The 19,648-nt window shown below is 59.7% G+C and carries 21 protein-coding genes; 9 read left to right on the top strand and 12 right to left on the bottom strand.

The window, feature by feature from the left end:
- Nucleotides 1-78: 78 nt before the first annotated feature.
- The 3 genes from M5G26_RS12505 to M5G26_RS12515 all read left to right on the top strand — a co-directional run bounded on the left by M5G26_RS12505 (nucleotide 79) and on the right by M5G26_RS12515 (nucleotide 3,762).
- Nucleotides 79-693, top strand: coding sequence for a biliverdin-producing heme oxygenase (locus tag M5G26_RS12505; protein ID WP_273915521.1), 615 nt, complete (start codon nucleotides 79-81; stop codon nucleotides 691-693).
- On the top strand, nucleotides 690-2,927 hold the full coding sequence (locus M5G26_RS12510) for an ATP-binding protein (RefSeq protein ID WP_273915523.1): 2,238 nt from the start codon (nucleotides 690-692) through the stop codon (nucleotides 2,925-2,927). The genes M5G26_RS12505 and M5G26_RS12510 overlap by 4 nt, the downstream gene beginning before the upstream one ends.
- A gap of 247 nt (nucleotides 2,928-3,174) precedes the next feature.
- Complete coding sequence (locus M5G26_RS12515) at nucleotides 3,175-3,762, top strand: LysE family translocator (RefSeq protein WP_273915524.1); 588 nt, start codon at nucleotides 3,175-3,177, stop codon at nucleotides 3,760-3,762.
- A 133-nt stretch (nucleotides 3,763-3,895) separates the two neighbouring features.
- Here the strand turns inward: M5G26_RS12515 and M5G26_RS12520 are convergent, their stop codons facing one another.
- The 8 genes from M5G26_RS12520 to M5G26_RS12555 all read right to left on the bottom strand — a co-directional run bounded on the left by M5G26_RS12520 (nucleotide 3,896) and on the right by M5G26_RS12555 (nucleotide 11,244).
- Complete coding sequence (locus tag M5G26_RS12520) at nucleotides 3,896-4,204, bottom strand: antibiotic biosynthesis monooxygenase family protein (protein ID WP_273915526.1); 309 nt, start codon at nucleotides 4,202-4,204, stop codon at nucleotides 3,896-3,898.
- Between the two features lie 21 nt (nucleotides 4,205-4,225).
- Nucleotides 4,226-5,209 carry a zinc-dependent alcohol dehydrogenase family protein gene (locus M5G26_RS12525; RefSeq protein WP_273915527.1) on the bottom strand — a complete coding sequence of 328 codons (984 nt, stop codon included), beginning with the start codon at nucleotides 5,207-5,209 and terminating at the stop codon, nucleotides 4,226-4,228.
- Between the two features lie 61 nt (nucleotides 5,210-5,270).
- Nucleotides 5,271-5,573 carry an ArsR/SmtB family transcription factor gene (locus M5G26_RS12530; protein WP_007910618.1) on the bottom strand — a complete coding sequence of 101 codons (303 nt, stop codon included), beginning with the start codon at nucleotides 5,571-5,573 and terminating at the stop codon, nucleotides 5,271-5,273.
- 191 nt (nucleotides 5,574-5,764) lie between these two features.
- Nucleotides 5,765-6,598 carry an AraC family transcriptional regulator gene (locus M5G26_RS12535; protein WP_186614845.1) on the bottom strand — a complete coding sequence of 278 codons (834 nt, stop codon included), beginning with the start codon at nucleotides 6,596-6,598 and terminating at the stop codon, nucleotides 5,765-5,767.
- Nucleotides 6,599-6,633: 35 nt separating this feature from the next.
- Nucleotides 6,634-7,137, bottom strand: coding sequence for a VOC family protein (locus M5G26_RS12540; RefSeq protein ID WP_038366082.1), 504 nt, complete (start codon nucleotides 7,135-7,137; stop codon nucleotides 6,634-6,636).
- A 94-nt stretch (nucleotides 7,138-7,231) separates the two neighbouring features.
- On the bottom strand, nucleotides 7,232-9,661 hold the full coding sequence (locus M5G26_RS12545) for a TonB-dependent siderophore receptor (RefSeq protein WP_273915528.1): 2,430 nt from the start codon (nucleotides 9,659-9,661) through the stop codon (nucleotides 7,232-7,234).
- An 88-nt stretch (nucleotides 9,662-9,749) separates the two neighbouring features.
- Nucleotides 9,750-10,715: a FecR domain-containing protein gene (locus tag M5G26_RS12550; RefSeq protein WP_273915530.1), complete on the bottom strand. Its 966-nt coding sequence runs from the start codon at nucleotides 10,713-10,715 to the stop codon at nucleotides 9,750-9,752.
- 4 nt (nucleotides 10,716-10,719) lie between these two features.
- Complete coding sequence (locus M5G26_RS12555; protein ID WP_273915532.1) at nucleotides 10,720-11,244, bottom strand: sigma-70 family RNA polymerase sigma factor; 525 nt, start codon at nucleotides 11,242-11,244, stop codon at nucleotides 10,720-10,722.
- 288 nt (nucleotides 11,245-11,532) lie between these two features.
- On the opposite strand from M5G26_RS12555, the gene M5G26_RS12560 reads away from it, so the two are divergent.
- Nucleotides 11,533-11,802 carry a transmembrane sensor/regulator PpyR gene (locus tag M5G26_RS12560; protein ID WP_273915533.1) on the top strand — a complete coding sequence of 90 codons (270 nt, stop codon included), beginning with the start codon at nucleotides 11,533-11,535 and terminating at the stop codon, nucleotides 11,800-11,802.
- Between the two features lie 212 nt (nucleotides 11,803-12,014).
- Here the strand turns inward: M5G26_RS12560 and M5G26_RS12565 are convergent, their stop codons facing one another.
- The 3 genes from M5G26_RS12565 to M5G26_RS12575 form a co-directional block, all read right to left on the bottom strand.
- A complete protein-coding gene (locus tag M5G26_RS12565; protein ID WP_273915534.1) occupies nucleotides 12,015-12,683 on the bottom strand; it encodes a class I SAM-dependent methyltransferase in 669 nt (222 codons plus the stop codon).
- Nucleotides 12,684-12,814: 131 nt separating this feature from the next.
- Nucleotides 12,815-13,726: a carboxymuconolactone decarboxylase family protein gene (locus M5G26_RS12570; protein ID WP_273915535.1), complete on the bottom strand. Its 912-nt coding sequence runs from the start codon at nucleotides 13,724-13,726 to the stop codon at nucleotides 12,815-12,817.
- Between the two features lie 159 nt (nucleotides 13,727-13,885).
- Nucleotides 13,886-14,251, bottom strand: coding sequence for a DUF6124 family protein (locus tag M5G26_RS12575; RefSeq protein WP_273915536.1), 366 nt, complete (start codon nucleotides 14,249-14,251; stop codon nucleotides 13,886-13,888).
- A 553-nt stretch (nucleotides 14,252-14,804) separates the two neighbouring features.
- On the opposite strand from M5G26_RS12575, the gene M5G26_RS12580 reads away from it, so the two are divergent.
- The 3 genes from M5G26_RS12580 to M5G26_RS12590 are packed head-to-tail and all read left to right on the top strand — an operon-like array spanning nucleotide 14,805 to nucleotide 15,797.
- A complete protein-coding gene (locus M5G26_RS12580) occupies nucleotides 14,805-14,951 on the top strand; it encodes a hypothetical protein (RefSeq protein WP_163004822.1) in 147 nt (48 codons plus the stop codon).
- Between the two features lie 6 nt (nucleotides 14,952-14,957).
- The gene (locus M5G26_RS12585; protein ID WP_150774711.1) at nucleotides 14,958-15,377 is read left to right on the top strand and encodes a type II toxin-antitoxin system YafO family toxin; all 420 of its coding nucleotides are present in this window, start codon (nucleotides 14,958-14,960) and stop codon (nucleotides 15,375-15,377) included.
- A gap of 27 nt (nucleotides 15,378-15,404) precedes the next feature.
- Nucleotides 15,405-15,797 carry a GFA family protein gene (locus M5G26_RS12590; RefSeq protein WP_273915537.1) on the top strand — a complete coding sequence of 131 codons (393 nt, stop codon included), beginning with the start codon at nucleotides 15,405-15,407 and terminating at the stop codon, nucleotides 15,795-15,797.
- Between the two features lie 111 nt (nucleotides 15,798-15,908).
- Here the strand turns inward: M5G26_RS12590 and M5G26_RS12595 are convergent, their stop codons facing one another.
- Entirely contained in the window at nucleotides 15,909-16,739 is an 831-nt protein-coding gene (locus tag M5G26_RS12595) for an alpha/beta fold hydrolase (RefSeq protein ID WP_150694907.1), read from the bottom strand.
- A 267-nt stretch (nucleotides 16,740-17,006) separates the two neighbouring features.
- On the opposite strand from M5G26_RS12595, the gene M5G26_RS12600 reads away from it, so the two are divergent.
- Nucleotides 17,007-17,462, top strand: a complete 456-nt coding sequence (locus tag M5G26_RS12600; RefSeq protein WP_273915538.1) for a (2Fe-2S)-binding protein — start codon at nucleotides 17,007-17,009, stop codon at nucleotides 17,460-17,462.
- A gap of 22 nt (nucleotides 17,463-17,484) precedes the next feature.
- Entirely contained in the window at nucleotides 17,485-19,647 is a 2,163-nt protein-coding gene (locus M5G26_RS12605) for a xanthine dehydrogenase family protein molybdopterin-binding subunit (RefSeq protein ID WP_273915540.1), read from the top strand.
- The last annotated feature ends 1 nt before the right edge of the window (nucleotide 19,648 follow it).

Consider the following 19,648-nt stretch of genomic DNA (forward strand, 5'->3'; position numbering starts at 1 on the left):
GGCGATAGCCGTGTAAAATTTCGCAGGCGTTGTACCCACCCCGTTTGGCCCCAGGCGGCCCCACCAAGAGCGATCTACATGCAAGCAAAGGCCCGTGAAGTTTATGTGCCACCGGTGCTGCAAGATCTGCGGGCCGGCACTGCCGAGCTGCACATCGCGCTGGAAAAACGCCTTCCATTTTTCTCCGATACCCTCGATACCCAGGCTTTTGTGCGGTTGATGCAGGCTTATTACGGCTTCTATCTGCCGCTGGAAAACGCCCTGCAGAACAGCCATTCGATACCCGCCGATTTTGATCTGACGCCGCGTCTCAAAACGCCGACCCTGCGCGATGACCTGCTAGCCTTGGGCTTATCCGCCGCAGCGCTGCAAAGCCTGCCGCACTGCCAGCAGTTGCCGATCATCGACTCAAGCGCTGCCTGCCTGGGCGTGCTCTACGTCCTCGAGGGCGCGACGCTTGGCGGGCAGATTCTGCGCCGGGAAATCGCCACTCGGTTAGGCCTGGAAGCCGACAACGGCGCGGCCTTTCTCGATATCTACGGCGCCGCGACGGGGCGGCGCTGGCGTGACTTCATCGAATACCTCGGCAGTCGGCCAATGAGCGCCGCCGAGCGCGCCGCTGTCGTCACGGCAGCACAAACCACATTCAGCTGTTTCGAGCACTGGCTCGAAAGCCGGGAGGTACTGGCATGACTCCGCAAGACAAACAAGACTTTGAAGAACTGCTGGCCAACTGTGCCGACGAGCCGATTCGTTTCCCCGGGGCGATCCAGCCCCACGGTTTGCTGCTGACCCTGAGCGAGCCTGAACTGGCGATCATTCAGGTCAGCGCCAATGTCGAAACGTTGCTGGCCCGAGAGCCGCAAAGCCTGATCGGCCAGCCGCTGGAAAGCCTGATCGGCGACTCCGAGGCCGCACAAGTGCGCGAAGCCTTGCTGCATCCGTCGCTGTCCGACCTGCAGCCGCTGCGCTTCCGGCTCAACGGCACCGCGTTCGAGGGCTTGCTGCATCGCCATCAGGGCGTGCTGATCCTGGAGCTGGAAATCCACGTCGAGAACTTCCAGCCACGTAATGTTGCCGGCAACCAGACCCATCTGGGGCGCATGCTTCAGCGTCTGCAAGCGGCGACCACGTTGCAGGCGCTGTACGACATCAGCGTCAAGGAAATCCAGGCCATGACCGGTTACGACCGGGTGTTGATCTATCGTTTCGAAGAGGAGGGCCACGGTCAGGTCATCGCCGAAGCCTCCGACCCATCGATGGAAGTGTTCAATGGCCTGTTCTTCCCCGCGTCGGACATTCCCGAACAGGCGCGCGAGCTGTATCGCACCAACTGGCTGCGAATCATCCCCAATGCCGACTACCAACCGGTGCCGCTGTTGCCGAAGCTGCGCCCGGACACCGATACGCCGCTGGACCTGAGTTTCGCCACGCTGCGCAGCGTGTCGCCGATCCACTGCCAGTACATGAAGAACATGGGCGTGCTGTCGTCGATGAGCATTTCCCTGCTCAAGGGTGACAAGCTCTGGGGCCTGATCAGCTGCGGCAATCGCCAGCCACTGCACGTGCCGCACGAATTGCGCGCCGCGTGTCAGACCATCGGCCAGGTGCTGTCGCTGCAGATCAGCGCCATGGAAGCACTGGAGATCAGCCGCCAGCGTGAAGAGAAAGTCGAGGCCTTGGCGCTGCTCAATCAGGCGATGATCGACTCGCCGCAGAATGTCTTCGACGGTCTGGCCAATCAGCCGCAAACCCTGATGGCGCTGACCAATGCCGGCGGTATCGCGATCATCGAAGACAAACAACTGCACCGTTACGGCAACTGCCCGGAGCCGGAAGAAATCCGCGCCTTGCACAAGTGGTTGCAGGACAGCGGCGAGCCCGTATTTGCCAGTCATCACCTGGCCAGCGTCTATCCTCCAGCGGCACAGTTCCAGCAGGTGGCCAGCGGCGTGCTCGCCATGAGCCTGCCAAAACCGGTGGACAACGGCGTGTTCTGGTTCCGTCCCGAGGTCAAGGAAAACATCAATTGGAGCGGCGATCCGCGCAAGCCGCTGGACCTGGAAAACTCCGACGCCGGCCTGCGCTTGCGCCCGCGCACCTCGTTCGAAATCTGGAAAGTCGAGATGGCCGGGATCTCCACCAAGTGGAGCCACGGTGACCTGTTCGCTGCCAATGATCTGCGGCGTTCGGCGCTGGAAAACGATCTGGCCCGACAGGTCCGCCGTGAGCAGGAAGCGGTGCGCGCTCGCGATGAATTGGTGGCGGTGGTGTCGCACGATCTGCGTAACCCGATGACCGTGATCTCGATGCTCTGCGGCATGATGCAGAAGGCTTTCAGCTCGGACGGTCCGCACACTTCGCGACGCATTTCCACGGCCATCGACACCATGCAACAGGCCGCCGGCCGCATGAATACGCTGCTGGAGGACTTGCTCGATACCTCGAAAATCGATGCCGGGCGCTACTCCATCACCCCGCAAAAACTCGACGTCGGGCAGATGTTCGAAGAAGCGCAGGCACTGCTTGCGCCGCTGGCGCTGGACAAGGACATCAGCATTTCCTTTGACGCCGATCCTGATCTGCGCATCCACGCCGACCCTGAGCGGCTGTTCCAGGTGCTGTCCAATCTGGTCGGCAACGCGATCAAATTCACTCCGCGACTGGGCAGGGTGGGCGTGCATGCGACGTCGGTCGGCGATGACATTGTCTTCACCGTGCGCGACAGCGGCGAGGGCATTCCCAAGGAGCACCTGCCGCACGTGTTCGATCGTTACTGGACGGTGAAAGAGGGCAATCCGACCGGCACGGGTCTGGGCTTGTATATCACTCAAGGCATCGTCGAAGCCCACGGCGGGCGGATTTTCGCCGAGAGCGAACCGGGGCAGGGCAGCGAGTTCCGCTTCACCGTGCCGCGTCTGGACTGAGCATCGATTTTTTGTGGGAGCGAGCCTGCTCGCGAATGGGATTTGATCGTTCCCACGCTCTGCGTGGGAATGCCTCAACGGACGCTCTGCGTTCGGCTCTCGAAGGGACGCGGAGCGTCCCGGGCTACATTCCCACGCAGAGCGTGGGAACGATCAGGATGTGCGGTAAGGGGCATTTTCTTCAATACCGGGAGCAGGGCGGTGGCTAGGGTGAGCACCTTGTTCCTCGATTTGAAGCAGGTGTGCGATGAGTCTGATTGTTTCCATGGCGGCGTTTGCGCTGGCGGCGTCCATCACGCCGGGGCCGGTGAACATTGTGGCGTTGAGTTCCGGGGCGCAGTTCGGGTTTCGCGCCAGTCAGCGGCATGTCGCCGGGGCCACGTTAGGGTTTGTGTTGCTGTTGGTGTTGATGGGCCTGGGTTTGCACGAGGTGCTGAAACTCTGGCCATTCATGACCCGCGTGGTGCAACTGGCCGGTGTGGCGTTTCTGCTGTTCATGGCTTGGAAACTGGCTGTGGATGATGGACGGCTGAACGCCAAGGATTCCGGACGAGCGCCATCGATGCTCTATGGCGCGGTGATGCAATGGCTCAACCCGAAAGCCTGGCTGGCGTGTGTCGCTGGCATGGGCGCGTTTGTCGCCGATGGCGAGGCGCGGTTGGTCTGGCAGTTTGCGGCGGTGTATCTGGTGATCTGTTATCTGTCGGTCGGCTGCTGGGCGTATGCCGGGACGTTTTTGCGTGGGTACCTGAGCAATGCGGCGGGGATGCGCTGGTTCAATCGGAGCATGGCGGGGTTGTTGGCGCTATGTGCCGGGTATTTGTTATTGCCTTGAAAAGCAAAGATCGCAGCCTTCGGCAGCTCCTACATTTGGAATGCATTCTCCTGTAGGAGCTGCCGAAGGCTGCGATCTTTTGATGTTCAAACACCAAACCAGATGCATACAGCCCCGGTGTCTTCGTCAGGGGCTAGCTGAACGGCTGCTGAAACGCGCCCCCCTCAATGTGCCAGACCTTCGGCTCGTCCGAAAAATAATCCTCCAGCCCCAGCATGAACAGCCGATGGTCTTCACTCGCTTCAAACCCCGGCGTGTGATCCTCAAGGGACTGCCAGCGCACGATCAGATTGAATACCTCAGGCGTTTCGATGCCTTGCGCGAGCAGGTGGCCGTCGTAACCCTTGGCGCGTTTGAGCAACGGCTCGACCTCGGTAAACGCATGCCGAAACGCCGCAGTTTGTTCTGTGTGAACGGGCAGTAAAGCGATCTCATAAATCATGGTGTTCTCCTTGCACTGAGTTCAGCGATTGGCGAGTTCGGACGACGGCACGACAGCAATCGCGATCTTCCCTTGGAGGCCGTTGTTGGGCGTCTCCAGCCGGGCATGGGCCAGGCCGATGTCGGCCAGCGAATAGACCGCGCCAACGTGCGGGCGCAACTGACCGTTCGCGATCAATGCGCTCAACTCATCGAGTTTGCCGCGATTCTGTCGGGTGAAAACGAAGTGGTAGCTGGCGTTCTTGCCCCAGGCCTGAATCAGGTTTTGCGGCTGGGCAAGGTCGACGATCGACACCACGCGGCCAAGCTGTGCGAGGGCGTCGGGGCTGCGCGCCAAGGTGTTGCCGCCAATGGTGTCGAACACCACATCGACGCCGCGACCCTCGGTTTCGCGCAGGATCGCCTCGACGTAATCTTCCTTTTCGTAGTCGATCAGCACATCGGCGCCCATACGCTGGGCGAACTCGAAATTGCCTTCACGCACGGTAGTAAAAACCTTCGCGCCGATGGCTTTGGCCAGCTGGATCGCAACATGGCCGACGCCGCCCGCGCCGCCGTGGATCAGAATGCTCTCGCCGACTCTGAGCGCCGCCCGCACGACCAGCGCTTCCCACGCCGTGCCGCCAACCAGACTCAGGCTTGCCGCTTCAAGGTGGCTCAGTGCGGGCGGCTTCTTGCCGATAATGCTTTCGGCCGCCACGTGGTATTCGGCATAACTGCCTGGGCCGTCGAAAATCTGCGGGGTGTACCAGACTTCGTCACCCGGCACGAACGCCGTCACCCCCGGCCCGACGGCTTCGACAACGCCGGAGACGTCATGACCGGTGATGGCGGGGAGGGGCACCAGATCGGCATAGTCGCCACGGCGAACCTGATAATCCAGCGGATTGATGGAGGTGGCGTGCACCCGAACCAGCACTTCGCCCGCTTGTGGCAATGGCTTGGGCACCTCACAAAGTTCGAACGATTGCGCGCCGCCAAATGAAGTAAGGATCATCGCTTTCATTGCATTTCCTCGTTTCGGTAAAAAGGGATATCGGGAATTCTCGATATCTTGGGGCAAAAAATTACAGCTCGCTGCCGATGATCTCGGCCAGCGCACTGATCGCTGCTTCGTTACGTTTGTAATAGGTCCACTGCCCAATGCGCCTGACTTCGACCAGGCCGGCACGTTGCAGCGTCGCCAGATAATCGGACACCGTCGACTGCGACAGCCCGACGCCCTCCTGAATACTGCTGACGCAAACGCCCACCGTGTGCACGTCACCTTCATCCTGAGGTGGAAAGTGTTTCTCGGGATCCTTCAAGCCTTTGAGGATTTCCAGGCGTGTGCGGTTCGAGAGGGCTTTGAAGATTTCGAGTAGGTCCATGCCGCGAAGATATCGGAATTTACCGATATGTCAATATCTGAATGTGAAACCAATCAGGCAATCACTCTGACCCTGTGGGAGCGAGCCTGCTCGCGAAGGCGCTGGCACAGTCAATATCCCCGTGACTGATACACCGCTTTCGCGAGCAGGCTCGCTCCCACAGGGGGACGTGTTGAGTTTCAGATGAGGTGTCAGCCGCGATATTGGCCGGGCGTGGCCGCCAGATGTTGCTTGAACGCCCGCTGAAAATGCGCCTGATCGGCAAACCCTGCCTCAAGCGCCACATCCGCAATCAACTGGCCACTGCGCAAACGCTCGCGGGCAAACTGGATGCGCTGGTTGACCAGAAACGCGTGGGGCGTCATGCCGTAATGCTGTTTGAAGGCGCGGATCAGGTACGACGGTGACAGCTGTGCCGCGGCGCAGATGTCGTCGAGGTTCAGCACTTCGGTGCAGTGTTCGCGGATGAAATCCGCAGCGCGTTCCAGTTTGAAATTGGGTTCGCGCAGAGAGGGGCCGGCGGGGTTCAAACGCAGTTGCAGGTCGCTGAAAAACTCCACTGCTGCGCTCTGTTTGCGCAGTACATCCTGTTGCGGGTCGACCAGCGTTTCATAAAGTCCATTCAGCTCATTGAACAGTGCAGCATCGTCGAGGTGAGTGGTGGAAAAGCGCCGAAACTCAAGATCACTGGCGAACCCCAACTGATGCTGCAAATCCGTCAGCCAAGGCGTCTCGACGTACAGCATCACGTACGACCAAGGTTGATCATCGATCGGATTGCACGCATGCACATCGCCGGGATTCATCAGCACCACGGTGCCTGCCGCGACTTCGAACTGAGCTTGCTCATGCACATAGGTGCTGCGCCCGGCGGTGATTGCGCCGATGGAAAAATGCGCGTGGGAATGCCGGGCGTAGCAGACCTCGCGGCCATCGGCGATGGCCCGCGCTTCAATGAACGGCAGCGCCGCGTCACGCCAGAAACGCGGGGCTTTTTCAGGGTGTTTGGCGGCAGCGTGTTTCATCGTTGTTATTCCCGACAGGCCAGGGCGCCAGTGTATTAGCTCTGGCCGGCAAAGGCCCGTTCGAGTTCGGCAATGTCGAGTTTTTTCATCGTGAACATGGCCTGCATGGCGCGCTGCGATTTGCTGGTGTCGGCATCCAGCATCATGTGCATGAACGCCACCGGCACGATCTGCCACGACACGCCGAACTTGTCTTTGAGCCAGCCGCATTGCTGGGCTTCGACGGGGCCACCCTCGGACAGGTTGCCCCAGAAATGGTCGACTTCTTCCTGATTCTGGCAGTTGACCTGAAACGAGATCGCCTCGCTGAATTTGAACATCGGCCCACCGTTGAGTCCGGTGAAGGTCTGGCCATCGAGCTCGAAACTGACGGTCATCACCGCGCCTTCCGGCTTGCCATGAAATTCCTGGCCGACCTTGCTGTAGTGGGTCAGGCCGGTGATTTTCGAGTGATCGAAGATCGAGCAATAGAACTTCGCCGCAGCTTCGGCCTGATCGTCGAACCACAGGCAGGGCGTGAGTTTCTGAAAGCGTTGCATGGCAGTCATCCTCGGCAGGTTAGACACGCTGGATTAACAGCGTAGTCAGTCCTTGGTCGATTGCCGGTGCCGTAGATCGACAAGTTGCCGTGCGTCAGAAATCCCAGCGCGCGGACAGTTGCAGGTTGCGCGGTTCGCCGTAGAAACCGGTGCCGAAGTTGCCCAGACCGGTGTAATAGGTCTTATCGAACAGGTTCTTGATGTTGAACGAAGTGCTCAGGTGTTCGTTGAAGCGATAGCGCGCCATCGCGTCGACCAGGAAGTAACTGTCCTGCGTGATGCGCACGTTCTGCTCGGTGCCGGGCTGGAACACCTCGCCGAAGAATTCGCTCTGCCAACTGACACCGCCGCCCAGGGTGAGGTTTTGCCAGGCGCCGGGCAGGCGATAGCTGCTGAACACCCGCACCAATTGCTCCGGCGCCGTGGTTTGCAGGATCGAGGCATAAACCGGGTCCCCTTTGGCGTCGCGCGTGTGGTTGTAGGCGTAGCCGGCGGAGAGGTTCCAGCCGTCGGCGATTTCTCCGGCCAGTTCGAACTCGAAGCCTTTGGTCGTCGCGCCTTGCACGGCCCGGTACACCGCCTGATTGTCGAAGCCGCTGACCTGTTCGGCGATGTTGTCCTGCTCGATGCGGAACACGGCAAAACTGGCGTTGAGCCGGCCGTCGAAGTATTCGGCTTTGATCCCCGCTTCGTAGCCGTCGCCCTGCACCGGGTCGAGTATCTGGCCCGTGGCGTCTTTGCTCAATTGCGGTTGATAGATGCGCGTGTAACTGGTGTAGAGCGAGTACGTGTCATCGAGGTCGTAGACCACACCCGCATAAGGTGTGACCACCCCGGTCTGGCGGTAGCCGTCGCGGACATTGGCCGTGTTCGGGTCGCTGTAGTCGAGGTGATCGCTGGCGCTGAAATCGCTGATGCGTCCACCCAGAATCAGCGCCAGATTGTCGCTGGCCATGAAGCGTGTCGAGACGTAAGCGCCGGTCTGGCGCTGGCGGATCGCGTTCGTGCCGATTTGCGGGATATCCGGTTTGGCGAACTCGCCATGCCAGTCGAAAATGCTGCTGCTCAACGGCGGATAGACTGAGCCGTAGACCGGGTTGTCCTGGCGCGTGCTCATCGACATGAAACCGACGAGCACCTGATGCTCGCGACCGAACAGGCTGAACGGTCCGCCGAGGTTGAGATCGACATTGTCTTGCACCTCGTCGCCCTTGAATTTGCCCATGTAGAGGAACATGCCGTCGCCGCTCAGCGGGTCCGGATTGCCGCCGCTGGCCGAGCCGAGCAAGGTGTCGTGCTCGCGGTGTTTGCGGTCGTAGCTGATTTTCAGCGCCCAGTCGTTTTGCAGTTGCCGGGTGAGGGCGGCGAACAAGGTCTGGTTGGTGAAGTCGCGGCGGCTCCAGTCCGTGGCCGGGTTGAACGAGCGCGAGAAATTCGTCCGCGAGCCGTCGCTGTAGAACATCGGGAAACCGGTCCAGGTGGCACCGCGTGAGCGGGTGTTCTGTTGATCGAAACCAATGGTCAACAGAGTGTCCGGGTTCAGATCGGCATCGACGATGGCGTAGGCGATGTCCTTGCTGTTCTGGTAGTGATCGGCGTATGCGCTGCGCTGCTGATGAACGCCAACGAAACGGGCGCGCAGGTTGTCGTTCAGCGGCCCTGCGATGTCGAACTCGCTGCGGTAGTTGTCCCACGAACCGACGCTGCCGCTGAGTGAGGCTTTGAACGCGGGCGCCGGGCGTTTACGGATCAGGTTGACCGTGGCCGACGGGTCGCCCGAGCCGGTCATCAGTCCCGTGGCACCCTTGATGATTTCCACGCGATCGAAGGTCGCCATGTCGGTGCTGGTGGTGCCGTAATCGTAGACGCCGTCGTAATCGGTATTGACGCCGTCGTACTGGAAATTGGTGATCGGTGCACCACGGCTGGAAAACTCCCAGCGCTCGCTGTCGTAGTTCTGCACGCTGATGCCCGGCGCGCGGCGCAGCACGTCGGCGATGCCGTTGGCGCCCTGATCGTCGAGTTGCTGGCGGGTGATCACCGTGACCGATTGCGGGGTTTCGCGCAGGGACAGCGGCAGACCGGTGGCGGAGGCGCTGAGGCCGGTGGTGTAGGCGTGAGTGTCTTCGGTGATGGCGCCGAGGGTTTTGCCGCTGATGGTGGTGGCGTCCAGTTGCAGCGGATCCGCAGTGGCGCTGCTGCGCAGGACATAACCGCCGCCGCTCAGGCGCTGCGCTTGCAGGCCGCTGCCCTTGAGGAGGATTTGCAGGGCCTGTTGCGGGGTGTAATCGCCGCTTAGACCGGCGCTGTGTTTGTTCGCTGCCAGATCATTGTGACCGGCGATAAACACACCGCTCTGTTCGGCGAAGCGGTTGAGTACGGTGACCAAGGAGCCGGGCGCCACCGAGTAATGCTGCTTCTGCGCCTGCCCTTGTTCAGCCTGTGCCAGCGACGCACACAGCCCCGGCACGGCAGACGCCATGGCCAGGGCAAAACGAGTGCGGGCGAGGGTGGAGCGCAACATGGAGTTCCCGGGGCGATCAACGACGTGAGGGCTATTGAGGGTTAACCGGATGAACTTGCGAAAAGGGAACCGAGAGAAGAAAAAATCTTCAGACTCTCGGCCCGACGCTGACCCACCAGTTGAAGGTTTTATCGATGCGGATCGGCAACGCCGCCTCCAGTAGGCGCAAGGCTTGATCGGTGTCCTTGAGTGGAAATGAACCCATCACCGGCAGCGCGGCCACGGCCGGATCGCAATGCAGATGCCCCGGCCGATACTGGCTAAGTTCTTCGATCAGCTCGCCGAGCGGCAGGTTATCAGCCAGCAGCACGCCCCGGCGCCAGGCTTCGCGCGCTGGATCCGCTGAGGACGCGGTGTACAACCGGCCGGCGCTGAATACCAGTTGCTGACCGGCCTGCACGACTTGGCTTTCGCCTTGGTGGTTAGTGGCCTCAACGGCGCCCTCGTAGACATTCAGCACGGTGTTGCGATCAGTCTGACGCACGCTGAAACGCGTACCCAGTGCACGCATCCGGCCCTGTTCGGTCTCGACCCAAAAGGTTCGGCCGAGGTCTTTCGCGGTGTCGATCAGCACTTCACCAGAGCGCAATTGCAGCAAGCGCTGGCGGGCATCGAAGCGCACGTTCAACGCGCTCAAGGCGTTGAGCCAGATTCGACTGCCGTCGCTTAGCGTGGCTTCGCGGGTTTCCCCGGTGCCGGTGGAGAGATCGGCGCTCAAGCGTTCGACCGAGTCCAGCAGCGGCGTGTTGCGCCCGACCGCCCAACCCGCGAGCCCGGTGGCCGCGAGAATCAGCAGGCCTTTGAGCGATTGACGGCGGCTGATCGAACTGCGCGCACTGTTGCGCAGGGCGTGGCTGACGGCTTCGTTTTCGTTCTGCAATGGCGCGAAACGTTGCCCAACTCGTTCTATGTAGCGCCACGCCGCCTGATGCTCGGGGCTTTGCGCCAGCCACGCCTGCCAACGCAGACGCTCAGGCTCGGCGACCTGTTCGTCATGCAACTGCACGTACCAGTTGGCGGCCTGTTCAAGGCTGGCATGGCTGAGTTTGCTCATGAGGTTACTCAACCAACAGGCCGTCGAGTTCAGCTTCGAGAATCGCGCAATGCATCATCGCCTGCGCCAGATATTTCTTGATCATCCGCTCGCTGACGCCGATCTGCTCGGCGATCAGCTTGTAAGGCATGCCGTGTAATTGCGCGAGGATGAATGCTTCGCTGACCCGTTGCGGCAAGCGCTGGAGCATGGCGTCCACTTCGTGCAGGGTTTCGACGATGATCGCCTGCTGCTCGGGGGAGGGCTGCAAGGCTGGCGGGCGGCTGGCGAGGGTGTCGAGCCAGGTCTGCTCGAGTTGCCGACGGCGCCAGTGATCGACGCACAACCCCCGGGCGATGGTCGCCAGATGGGAGCGCTCGTGAACTTCGCCATTGAAGGTTTGCGGGCGCTTGAGCACGCGGATGAAGGTGTCGTGGGCGAGGTCGGCGGCATCCATCGCATTGCTCAGGCGTCGACGCAATAGCTCGTGCAGCCAGCGATGGTGGCTGAGGTAGAGATTGTGCACGAGCGAGGCATCGGCGACGGTCATCAGCGCAAGCGTCCAGGGCGACCGTTAACGGTCTAAATAAGAATGGGTCGCGATTAAAGCAAAAGGATGGGGAGTGCGCAAATGATATTGGTTTGCTTTTAGGTGGAGGGTTTTTGGTTTTTTATGGGGTGTAGTCCTAATGACAAGGTTCAGAGTCAAAATGACTTTATTGCGTTTGTGTCAAATTGACTCGATTCCCTTCAAGTGACTGATTCTACTGGCTTGAAGATCTGGCACGGGACTTGAAGTACTCAAAGTACACAACGAACCGATCAGGAGTACGCCACCATGCTCACTTTCTTCGAAAGCCCGCTGAACGTTCTGCACCTGTCGAGCAAAATCCTCGTCGCCGGCCTGATCATGCTGCTGGCCGGCATCTACGGCGCCTACCTCTACAACGGCCACATGCCGATTGCGTTGCTGGTGGCGATGCATTCGCTGACCATCCTCGGCCCGACCCTGATCAAGATCGGCTACGTCATGCGCCTGCTCGCGCAATACCGCATCCGTGGTCCCGAAACCACTGTGGAAGCTTGCCTGCAAGCGATTGCGGTCTGATATTCAACATTGATGTCGCCTGAAATACCGTCATCGCGAGCAGGCTCACTCCCACAGGTTTGTATGGTGGTCACAAATTCCTGGCACACCCAAAACCACTGTGGGAGCTGGCTTGCCAGCGATGAGGCCAGCACCTTCAACATCAATGTTGACTGACCCGACGCCATCGCTGGCAAGCCAGCTCCCACAATGATTGGTAGTGTTTTTGAAACTCAGCGGCGCTCGGCAACCATCAGCAACGACTGCGGCACTGGACTTTGCGGGTGTTGTGGCTCTTGAAGGCTGGCCAGTTGGAACCCGGCCATATCGAGCGCATTCAGCCAACTCGACAGTGTGCGGAAATACCATGGCATCGGCTGCCACTGGCCTTTGAACCCGGCGAAGGTTTCTTCGCGCCAGCCATCCTGGTAATCGCCTGCCGCGACGGCCCATGGATGCAGTGTCTGAATGACCACAACACCTCCGGGAACAAGCAAGGCATTCATCGCGGCAAGCAGCGGAATTATGTCTTGATGCAGTAGCGAGAAATTCGCGCACACCAGGTTGTAGTCGCGCCCGATGTCGACCTTGCCATCGACCAGCGCTTCATAGCTCGCAACATGCACCCGCGCCGCCCCCGCCAGGCGCGCCGCTTCAACCAGCCGCGCATCGCCATCCACACCGACCGCATCAATCCCGCGATCCGCCAGCGCCCGCAACAACCAGCCTTCGCCACACCCCAGATCAAGCACGCGCTGCGGCTGCCGGCCCATGATCGCCAACAGAATTGCCTGATCGGTGACCTGCTGGCGGCTTTCAATGGCGCCGCTACGGATCACTTCGATCCAGGCATCAGCGTTGTCGTGCCAGCTCTGCAAAAGGCTGGATTCGGGGGAGGGCATGGCGGTGTCCCGACTTTTGAAAAACCACAGTATGGACGCTGGACGCAGGCAAGGGCTTGTAGATGTGCGTATCCACCACAACTCCGAACGCCGATTTTTTTTAAGACATCGATATCAGGTCCATTTTCAGGTCATTTTTTCGAAGCCGCCAAAACCTCCTTGAGCGCGGCATTCGCACGTTCGGCAGTCTGCGCATCCCCGTGTTTTTTCAACTGCTCAGTGACCTCGCCCAACTGTTCCGCGCTGAGCCCGACGCGCAAGCTTGCCGCCATATGCGCGCGCAGTTGCGGTTCCGCGCCCGGGGTCGCTGCCAGCGCTCCGACGGTGGCCAGTTCGCGGCTTTGCCAGTCGAGGTTGTCGCGCTCGAAGATGTCGCCGAACAGGTGGGTTTGCAGGTACCGGTTGATCACCGGGGCGAATTCGAACACCGGGCCTTTGACCGGGGCGCCCGAAATTTTCGTTTGATTCGCGGTGCCGGCGGCCAGCAGTTCATCTCCGACTGGAATCGACCGGCCCGGCTCACGCCCCGGCGCATCTTCAATGCCGCGTTGTTTGCGCGCCTGCACCACGGTCATGAGTTCATTCAAGGCATTGAGGCTGCGCGGGAAGCCGACGTAGGCGTAGAGCTGCACGAGAATTTCCCGGGTTTCGCTGATCGTCAGGCCGGCGTCGAGTCCTTGATTGAGGGCCGCGTTGAGGTTGGGCATGTCGCTGGTCGCCATGAACGCAGCAATCAGTGGAATCGTCTGTTGTTTGCTCGAAAGGGCTTGTGCGGTGGTTTGCGGGGTGGTCATGGATTTCGGTGCCTCGGCTGCTTGGGTGGTAAGGCTGAACATCGCTCCAACGCTCAGGCAGAGCGCCATGAGTGCGGGGAGGGCAGCGCTGCTGCGTGTATCAGTGGCCATCGTGGAAGGCTGCGTCCACTGTGGTTCTGCGATTCTCTGGGTATCCGTGGTCGGGCTATAACCATGGCTCAGGCCCATGCAGCCAAAGCCGAGGGCGGATGCTTCGAGTGAACGGATGCCGAGTGTGCGTTTGTGCATGTCGATCTCCCGTTGGGCGTGGGGAGAACAGTAAGCGAGGTGACTGGTGAGGACTAGACGGGTAAATCGGGATGGCTTGATGAGTTCTGTTCATTAATCGACAGAGGGGGGGCAAACGCGAAAGTGAGGGGGTAACCCCTCACTTATTCGGTCTGGTGATTATTGCGGTACGCGCAGCTTGTCCAGCAGTCGATTGACCAACAGCTCGTTCAGCATGATCACCTGTTGCAGCGCCAGCAGCGGTTTGCGCTCCGGGCCGCCTATTGAGTTGGCGATGTTACCGGCCATGGAGTGGGCGTATGAAAGCGACTCACAGGCTTCGACCAGCAGGGTTTCTTCATCCAGCGAGGGGTCGACCAGATAGACCGGGCGAAACGGGGGCGAGCTTGGTGGAGCACCCAGTGCTTCGGGTCGCAGGTAGTAGTCGAGGGCGCGGTCGGTGGCTTCTTTGACCTTTTGCGGGTTAAGCGCGGGGTCGTGAGGGATTGGATCGGTGGGCGGTGGATTTGGCGTGATTTTGAACATGGATGAAACTCCTATCGCAGTTTAAGGAGCCATCACTCTCGCTACCAAACGAGTGGGTGGTGGCCATACGCGGGTTGGTAGACCGGCTGCAATAGGAACCCGGCGCTCACGAGTGAGCCCCACGCATGACTACCATTGAACTGAGCCTCCACAAAGAGACAGCACAGGGTGTTGTCACACGGCTATTACAGACGGGCTACCAAACCCGATCACTGTTTTGCAGTGACAGGCCAACGATATAGCCCGGCCCATAGCCGTGTAAGCCGGCGGATTCTGGCGTACGCGTAGGTAACGACGCAAGGTGTTGTAGGGGGGATGGCGTAACGGGTTGTGTGCTTTAAACGCGATAACCGGATGACGTTTACCAATGGGCATTGCCGAGCAATGAGGTCTAAATTCAGGAGTTTCACGGACTACAATTTTGGGTGTAATGACCTACAGATCTGCAAGAATCCGCCGACTTGTCTGCCTTGAAACAAAATCCTATCGTTTGCCGGTCAAAACTTAATCACTTAAGCTGGTCAGCATGAATACACATCCTTCGGAGGCTCCGATGGCCACCACCAGAAAGACCGACAAACCTAACAAAAAGGAAGTTCGTGATGAGCTGACATTCCTTGATGTTCGGCAAGCCGCGCGTGATGGGCAGAAAGTGTTCGATAAATTTGTGATCACTGGCAGGCTACCTATTACAAAGTAGGCCTGAATGCCAGCCATCAAGATTTCTGCGCTTTTTGAACAAATCACTGACTGGCAAAACTTCGCTGCACATTTTTATAACTACAAGGTGTGCGGTGAATTACCCGGGATTTTCGGGCGTGACGAACGACTCGATTTGACCGATATGCACCATATCCACCTTGCCAGTACTTCGTCACTGCAAGCTCGATGGGCAAAAATAAATCGTCAGTATTACCGCACTGTATTGGTTGACGATGCTGATAATGACTTTTGGCTGATCTATGCCTATGACGCGTTTCGGGATGAATATCTGTTACTGACGGTCACCGGCCCGGATGCCCATAACCGAAGCGAGTGGGGCTCATTTCTGCGCAATGTGCATTGCCAGATTGTTGAGCCTTGGACGCTGGGCAGGATTGCCTTTCCCGATTTGGACGATCTGTAATTTGAGGTCGAGCAGAGGAGGTGCGACATGAATCGATTGACTGGCGGTTGCCTATGCGGCGATGTCCGTTTCGAAATGACGGGTCAGCCCTACCGAGTCGGCATCTGCCACTGCCTCGACTGCCGCAAACGCCACGGCGCGCTGTTCGGCACCTCTGTCATATTTCCCGAGGATGCGTTAAAGGTCACCGGCGAAACCCGCGACTTCAACGGGCGCTTTTTCTGCCCGCGCTGCGGCTCTCCGGTGTTCGCGCGTTCCGAAGATGAAGTAGAGGTCAACGTCGGATCGCTCGATGAGCCTAATCAGTTCAAACCTACTTACGAACTCTGGACCATTCGGCGTGAATCATGGTTGCCGGCGCTTCCACTGGCTCACCACTATGACCGTGATCGCGAAAACACTGGCCGAACCGAAGATTAATTGCAGCCCACAATCTGCCTGTGTAGGAGCTGCGGAACGCTGCGATCTTTTGACGTTGATTTTCAAGGCGCAAAATCAAAAGATCGCAGCGTTCCGCAGCTCCTACATTGTTCAACCGCGAATAAAGGCTAAAAGATCGGCGTTGATCGTCTCGGCCTCCGTCGTCGGCATCCCGTGCGGGAACCCCGGATACGATTTTAACGTGCCATTGGGCAGCAACTTCGCCGACAACGGCCCCGAGTTCGCATACGGCACAATCTGATCATCCTCGCCATGCATCACCAGCACCGGCACCGTGACCTTCTTCAAGTCCTCGGTGAAATCCGTCTGCGAAAACGCCACGATCCCATCGTAATGCGCCTTCGCCCCACCAATCATCCCTTGCCGCCACCAGTTGGCAATAATCCCTTCCGATGGCGTGGCCCCGGGCCGGTTGTAGCCATAAAACGGCCCGGTCGGAATATCCCGATAAAACTGCGCGCGATTCGCCGCCAGTTGTGCCTGAAAATCATCGAACACCGATTTCGGCAGCCCACCCGGATTGCTCTCGGTCTGCACCATCAACGGTGGTACCGCACTGATCAGCACACCTTTGGCGACGTTGGCCTGACCATGCCGGGCAATGTAATGAATCACCTCACCGCCACCGGTCGAGTGACCGACATGCACAACGTTTTTCAGCCCCAAATGATTGACCACCGCCAGCGTATCGTCGGCGTAATGATCCATATCGTGCCCATCCCAGACCTGGCTCGAACGCCCGTGCCCACGGCGATCATGGGCAACCACCCGGAAGCCTTTGCCGAGGAAGAACAGCATCTGCGCATCCCAATCGTCTGAGCTGAGCGGCCAGCCGTGGTGGAAGTGGATCACTGGCGCGTCTTTCGGGCCCCAGTCCTTGTAGAAAATCTCGACGCCGTCTTTGCTGGTGACAAATCCCATGTTCGCTACTCCAGACCAATCTGATGGATAACCCGCGCGGTAATCGCGGACCGGTTTCGCTCATGACGAGGTTTCTACTGTGCAGGCTCGGTGAGAGCCGTTATCAACTGTAGGATTAAAGTCGACATCTGCATGACCGGTGGTCGCAACGTCTGGCTTCGTGCGCAAATTAGGCTTTGCTGAAAGGGATAAGCCGAGGCGTGCGTAGGCATTGATGGCCACAGCGACGCCCCTTCAGAACACCCGTGAGTCTGAGGAATTTCCCCGATGCTGACCTTGAATATCAATGGCAAGGATCAGGAGCTCGATGTCCCCGCGGACATGCCGTTGCTCTGGGTCCTGCGCGATGTCGCGCACCTGACCGGTACCAAATTCGGCTGCGGCATGGCCCAGTGCGGGGCCTGCACCGTGCACGTTGACGGCGCGCCGCTCCGCGCCTGTATTACGCCCGCAACCGCCGTGGCCCACGGCCAGAAAATCCTCACCATCGAAGGCCTGTCCTCCGACGGCTCGCACCCGGTGCAGCAAGCCTGGGCCGAACTCGACGTGGTGCAATGTGGTTACTGCCAGTCGGGGCAGATCATGTCTGCCGCAGCCTTATTGGCGAAAATCCCCAAACCCACCGACAGCGATATCGATCAGGCGCTCTCCGGCAATATCTGCCGTTGCGGCACCTATCCCCGCATTCGCGCAGCGGTTAAGCGTGCATCGGAAATCGGCTGATTCAATCTGTGGGAGATAGACGATGAACAGTCCTGTATCGCGTCGGGGTTTTCTCAAGGGCAGTGCCGTGTTGGGCGGCGGGCTGGTGGTGGCGTTTGTCGTCCCCGGCGGCCACAAGTTTGCCTATGCGGCGGAGAATGAAGGCAAGGTTTTCGCGCCGAATGCGTTCTTGCGCATTGCCGCAGACAACAGCGTCACCGTGCTGCTCGGGCATTCGGAGATGGGCCAGGGCATCTGGACCGGCCTGACCATGTTGATTGCCGAGGAGCTGGACGCCGATTGGTCGAAGATCCGCGTCGAGCACTCGCCGGCGTCAGCGGCGGATTACGGCATGCCGGGGTTTGGCGGCATGCAGATTACCGGCGGTTCGACGTCGACGTGGATGGAGTTCGACCGTTATCGACTGGCAGGCGCGACGGCGCGACAGATGCTGGTGGAGGCGGCGGCAAAGCGCTTCGAGGTTGCACCGTCGGCGATTCGCACTGAATCGGGTGTGGTGATCGCGGGCGACAAACGCGCAACTTACGGCGAGCTGGCGGACGCTGCCGGGCAATTACCGGTGCCGGATCCGAAGTCGATAACTTTCAAGGAAGCCAAGGACTGGAAAGTCATCGGCAAACCGACCAAACGCCTCGACACGCCGGAGAAAATCACCGGCCGCGCCAAGTTCGGCATGGACGTGCAGTTTGAGGGCTTGATGACGGCGATGGTCGCTCGCGCTCCGGTATTCGGCGCCAGCGTCAAATCCTTCGAAGGGGCTGAAGCGCTGGCGGTGCCAGGCGTGCACAAAGTGCTGCAAGTGCCGACGGGCGTTGCGGTGATCGCTGATCATTACTGGGCGGCGAAACTGGGGCGCGATGCGCTGAAGATCGATTGGGATCTGGGCCCGCATGCGGATCTGAGCAGCGAGAAATTGCTGGCGAGTTTCCGCAAACTGGCCGCCACGCAAGGCACGTCAGCCAGTCAGGCCGGTGATGCCAAGGGCAGTTTTGGTAAAGCGGCGAAGAAAATCGACGTCGAATACAGCGTGCCCTATCTGGCTCATGCGCCGATGGAGCCGCTCAACTGCACGGTGAAGATCAGCGCCGAGAAATGCGAAATCTGGACCGGCACGCAGTTTCAGACGCTGGATCAAATGGTCGCCGGCAAGATTACCGGGCTGAAACCGGAGCAGGTCGAGATTCACACCGAATTCCTGGGCGGCGGGTTCGGGCGCCGGGCCAATCCGACATCAGATTTTGTCGCCGAAGCGGTGCAAGTGGCTAAAGCCGCCGCGATGCCGGTGAAAACCGTGTGGTCGCGCGAGGACGATATTCGCGGCGGTTACTACCGTTCGATGTTCCTGCATCAAGCCAAGATCGGTCTGGGCGCTGATGGTTTGCCGTCGAGTTGGCAGCACGTGCTGGTCGGGCAGTCGATCATGACCGGCACGCTGATGGAGGCGACGATGGTCAAAAACGGCATCGACCCGACCTCGGTCGAAGGCGTTTCCGACAGTCCTTACGTCAAAGGCCTGGCCAATCATCAAGTCGATCTGCATTCGCCGAAGACCGGCATCAATGTGCTGTGGCTGCGCTCGGTGGGCCATAGCCATACCGGTTTTGTCATGGAATCGCTGATCGATGAAATGGCCACGGCGGCGGGCAAGGATCCGGTCGAGTACCGACGCACCTTGCTCAAGGATCATCCTCGGCATTTAGGTGTGCTCAATCTGGCGGTGGAAAAGGCTAACTGGAAAGCGCCGTTGCCGGATGGCCATGCGCTGGGCGTGGCGGTGCACGAGTCGTTCGGTAGTTACGTGGCGCAGGTCGCCGAGGTGTCGCAGGACAATCTGGCGATTCGCGTGCACCGCGTGGTTTGTGCGGTGGACTGCGGGATTGCGGTGAATCCGCAGAGCATTGCCGCGCAGATGGAATCGTGCATCACTTTCGGTCTGGGCATGGCGTTGCACAGCAAACTGACGCTCAAGGACGGCGCGGTCGTGCAGTCGAACTATCACGATTATCAGGTGCTGCGGCTCAACGAGATGCCGGTGGTCGAGGTGCACATCGTGCCCAGCAGCGACAAACCCGGTGGCATCGGCGAGGCCGGTGTGCCGCCGACCGCGCCAGCCGTGGCCAACGCGGTGTTCGCCCTGACCGGGCAACGCCTGCGCGAGTTGCCGCTGCAACTGTCGGGGGTGTGAG

The sequence above is a fragment of the Pseudomonas sp. TNT2022 ID642 genome (assembly GCF_028656995.1).
Classification (GTDB): domain Bacteria; phylum Pseudomonadota; class Gammaproteobacteria; order Pseudomonadales; family Pseudomonadaceae; genus Aquipseudomonas.

What these genes read in the sequence shown, in the direction of transcription:
- M5G26_RS12505 (WP_273915521.1), top strand. Translation starts at nt 79, where the DNA reads ATGCAAGCAAAGGCCCGTGAAGTTTATGTGCCACCGGTGCTGCAAGAT.
- M5G26_RS12510 (WP_273915523.1), top strand. Translation starts at nt 690, where the DNA reads ATGACTCCGCAAGACAAACAAGACTTTGAAGAACTGCTGGCCAACTGT.
- M5G26_RS12515 (WP_273915524.1), top strand. Translation starts at nt 3,175, where the DNA reads ATGAGTCTGATTGTTTCCATGGCGGCGTTTGCGCTGGCGGCGTCCATC.
- M5G26_RS12520 (WP_273915526.1), bottom strand. Translation starts at nt 4,204, where the DNA reads ATGATTTATGAGATCGCTTTACTGCCCGTTCACACAGAACAAACTGCG.
- M5G26_RS12525 (WP_273915527.1), bottom strand. Translation starts at nt 5,209, where the DNA reads ATGAAAGCGATGATCCTTACTTCATTTGGCGGCGCGCAATCGTTCGAA.
- M5G26_RS12530 (WP_007910618.1), bottom strand. Translation starts at nt 5,573, where the DNA reads ATGGACCTACTCGAAATCTTCAAAGCCCTCTCGAACCGCACACGCCTG.
- M5G26_RS12535 (WP_186614845.1), bottom strand. Translation starts at nt 6,598, where the DNA reads ATGAAACACGCTGCCGCCAAACACCCTGAAAAAGCCCCGCGTTTCTGG.
- M5G26_RS12540 (WP_038366082.1), bottom strand. Translation starts at nt 7,137, where the DNA reads ATGCAACGCTTTCAGAAACTCACGCCCTGCCTGTGGTTCGACGATCAG.
- M5G26_RS12545 (WP_273915528.1), bottom strand. Translation starts at nt 9,661, where the DNA reads ATGTTGCGCTCCACCCTCGCCCGCACTCGTTTTGCCCTGGCCATGGCG.
- M5G26_RS12550 (WP_273915530.1), bottom strand. Translation starts at nt 10,715, where the DNA reads ATGAGCAAACTCAGCCATGCCAGCCTTGAACAGGCCGCCAACTGGTAC.
- M5G26_RS12555 (WP_273915532.1), bottom strand. Translation starts at nt 11,244, where the DNA reads ATGACCGTCGCCGATGCCTCGCTCGTGCACAATCTCTACCTCAGCCAC.
- M5G26_RS12560 (WP_273915533.1), top strand. Translation starts at nt 11,533, where the DNA reads ATGCTCACTTTCTTCGAAAGCCCGCTGAACGTTCTGCACCTGTCGAGC.
- M5G26_RS12565 (WP_273915534.1), bottom strand. Translation starts at nt 12,683, where the DNA reads ATGCCCTCCCCCGAATCCAGCCTTTTGCAGAGCTGGCACGACAACGCT.
- M5G26_RS12570 (WP_273915535.1), bottom strand. Translation starts at nt 13,726, where the DNA reads ATGCACAAACGCACACTCGGCATCCGTTCACTCGAAGCATCCGCCCTC.
- M5G26_RS12575 (WP_273915536.1), bottom strand. Translation starts at nt 14,251, where the DNA reads ATGTTCAAAATCACGCCAAATCCACCGCCCACCGATCCAATCCCTCAC.
- M5G26_RS12580 (WP_163004822.1), top strand. Translation starts at nt 14,805, where the DNA reads ATGGCCACCACCAGAAAGACCGACAAACCTAACAAAAAGGAAGTTCGT.
- M5G26_RS12585 (WP_150774711.1), top strand. Translation starts at nt 14,958, where the DNA reads ATGCCAGCCATCAAGATTTCTGCGCTTTTTGAACAAATCACTGACTGG.
- M5G26_RS12590 (WP_273915537.1), top strand. Translation starts at nt 15,405, where the DNA reads ATGAATCGATTGACTGGCGGTTGCCTATGCGGCGATGTCCGTTTCGAA.
- M5G26_RS12595 (WP_150694907.1), bottom strand. Translation starts at nt 16,739, where the DNA reads ATGGGATTTGTCACCAGCAAAGACGGCGTCGAGATTTTCTACAAGGAC.
- M5G26_RS12600 (WP_273915538.1), top strand. Translation starts at nt 17,007, where the DNA reads ATGCTGACCTTGAATATCAATGGCAAGGATCAGGAGCTCGATGTCCCC.
- M5G26_RS12605 (WP_273915540.1), top strand. Translation starts at nt 17,485, where the DNA reads ATGAACAGTCCTGTATCGCGTCGGGGTTTTCTCAAGGGCAGTGCCGTG.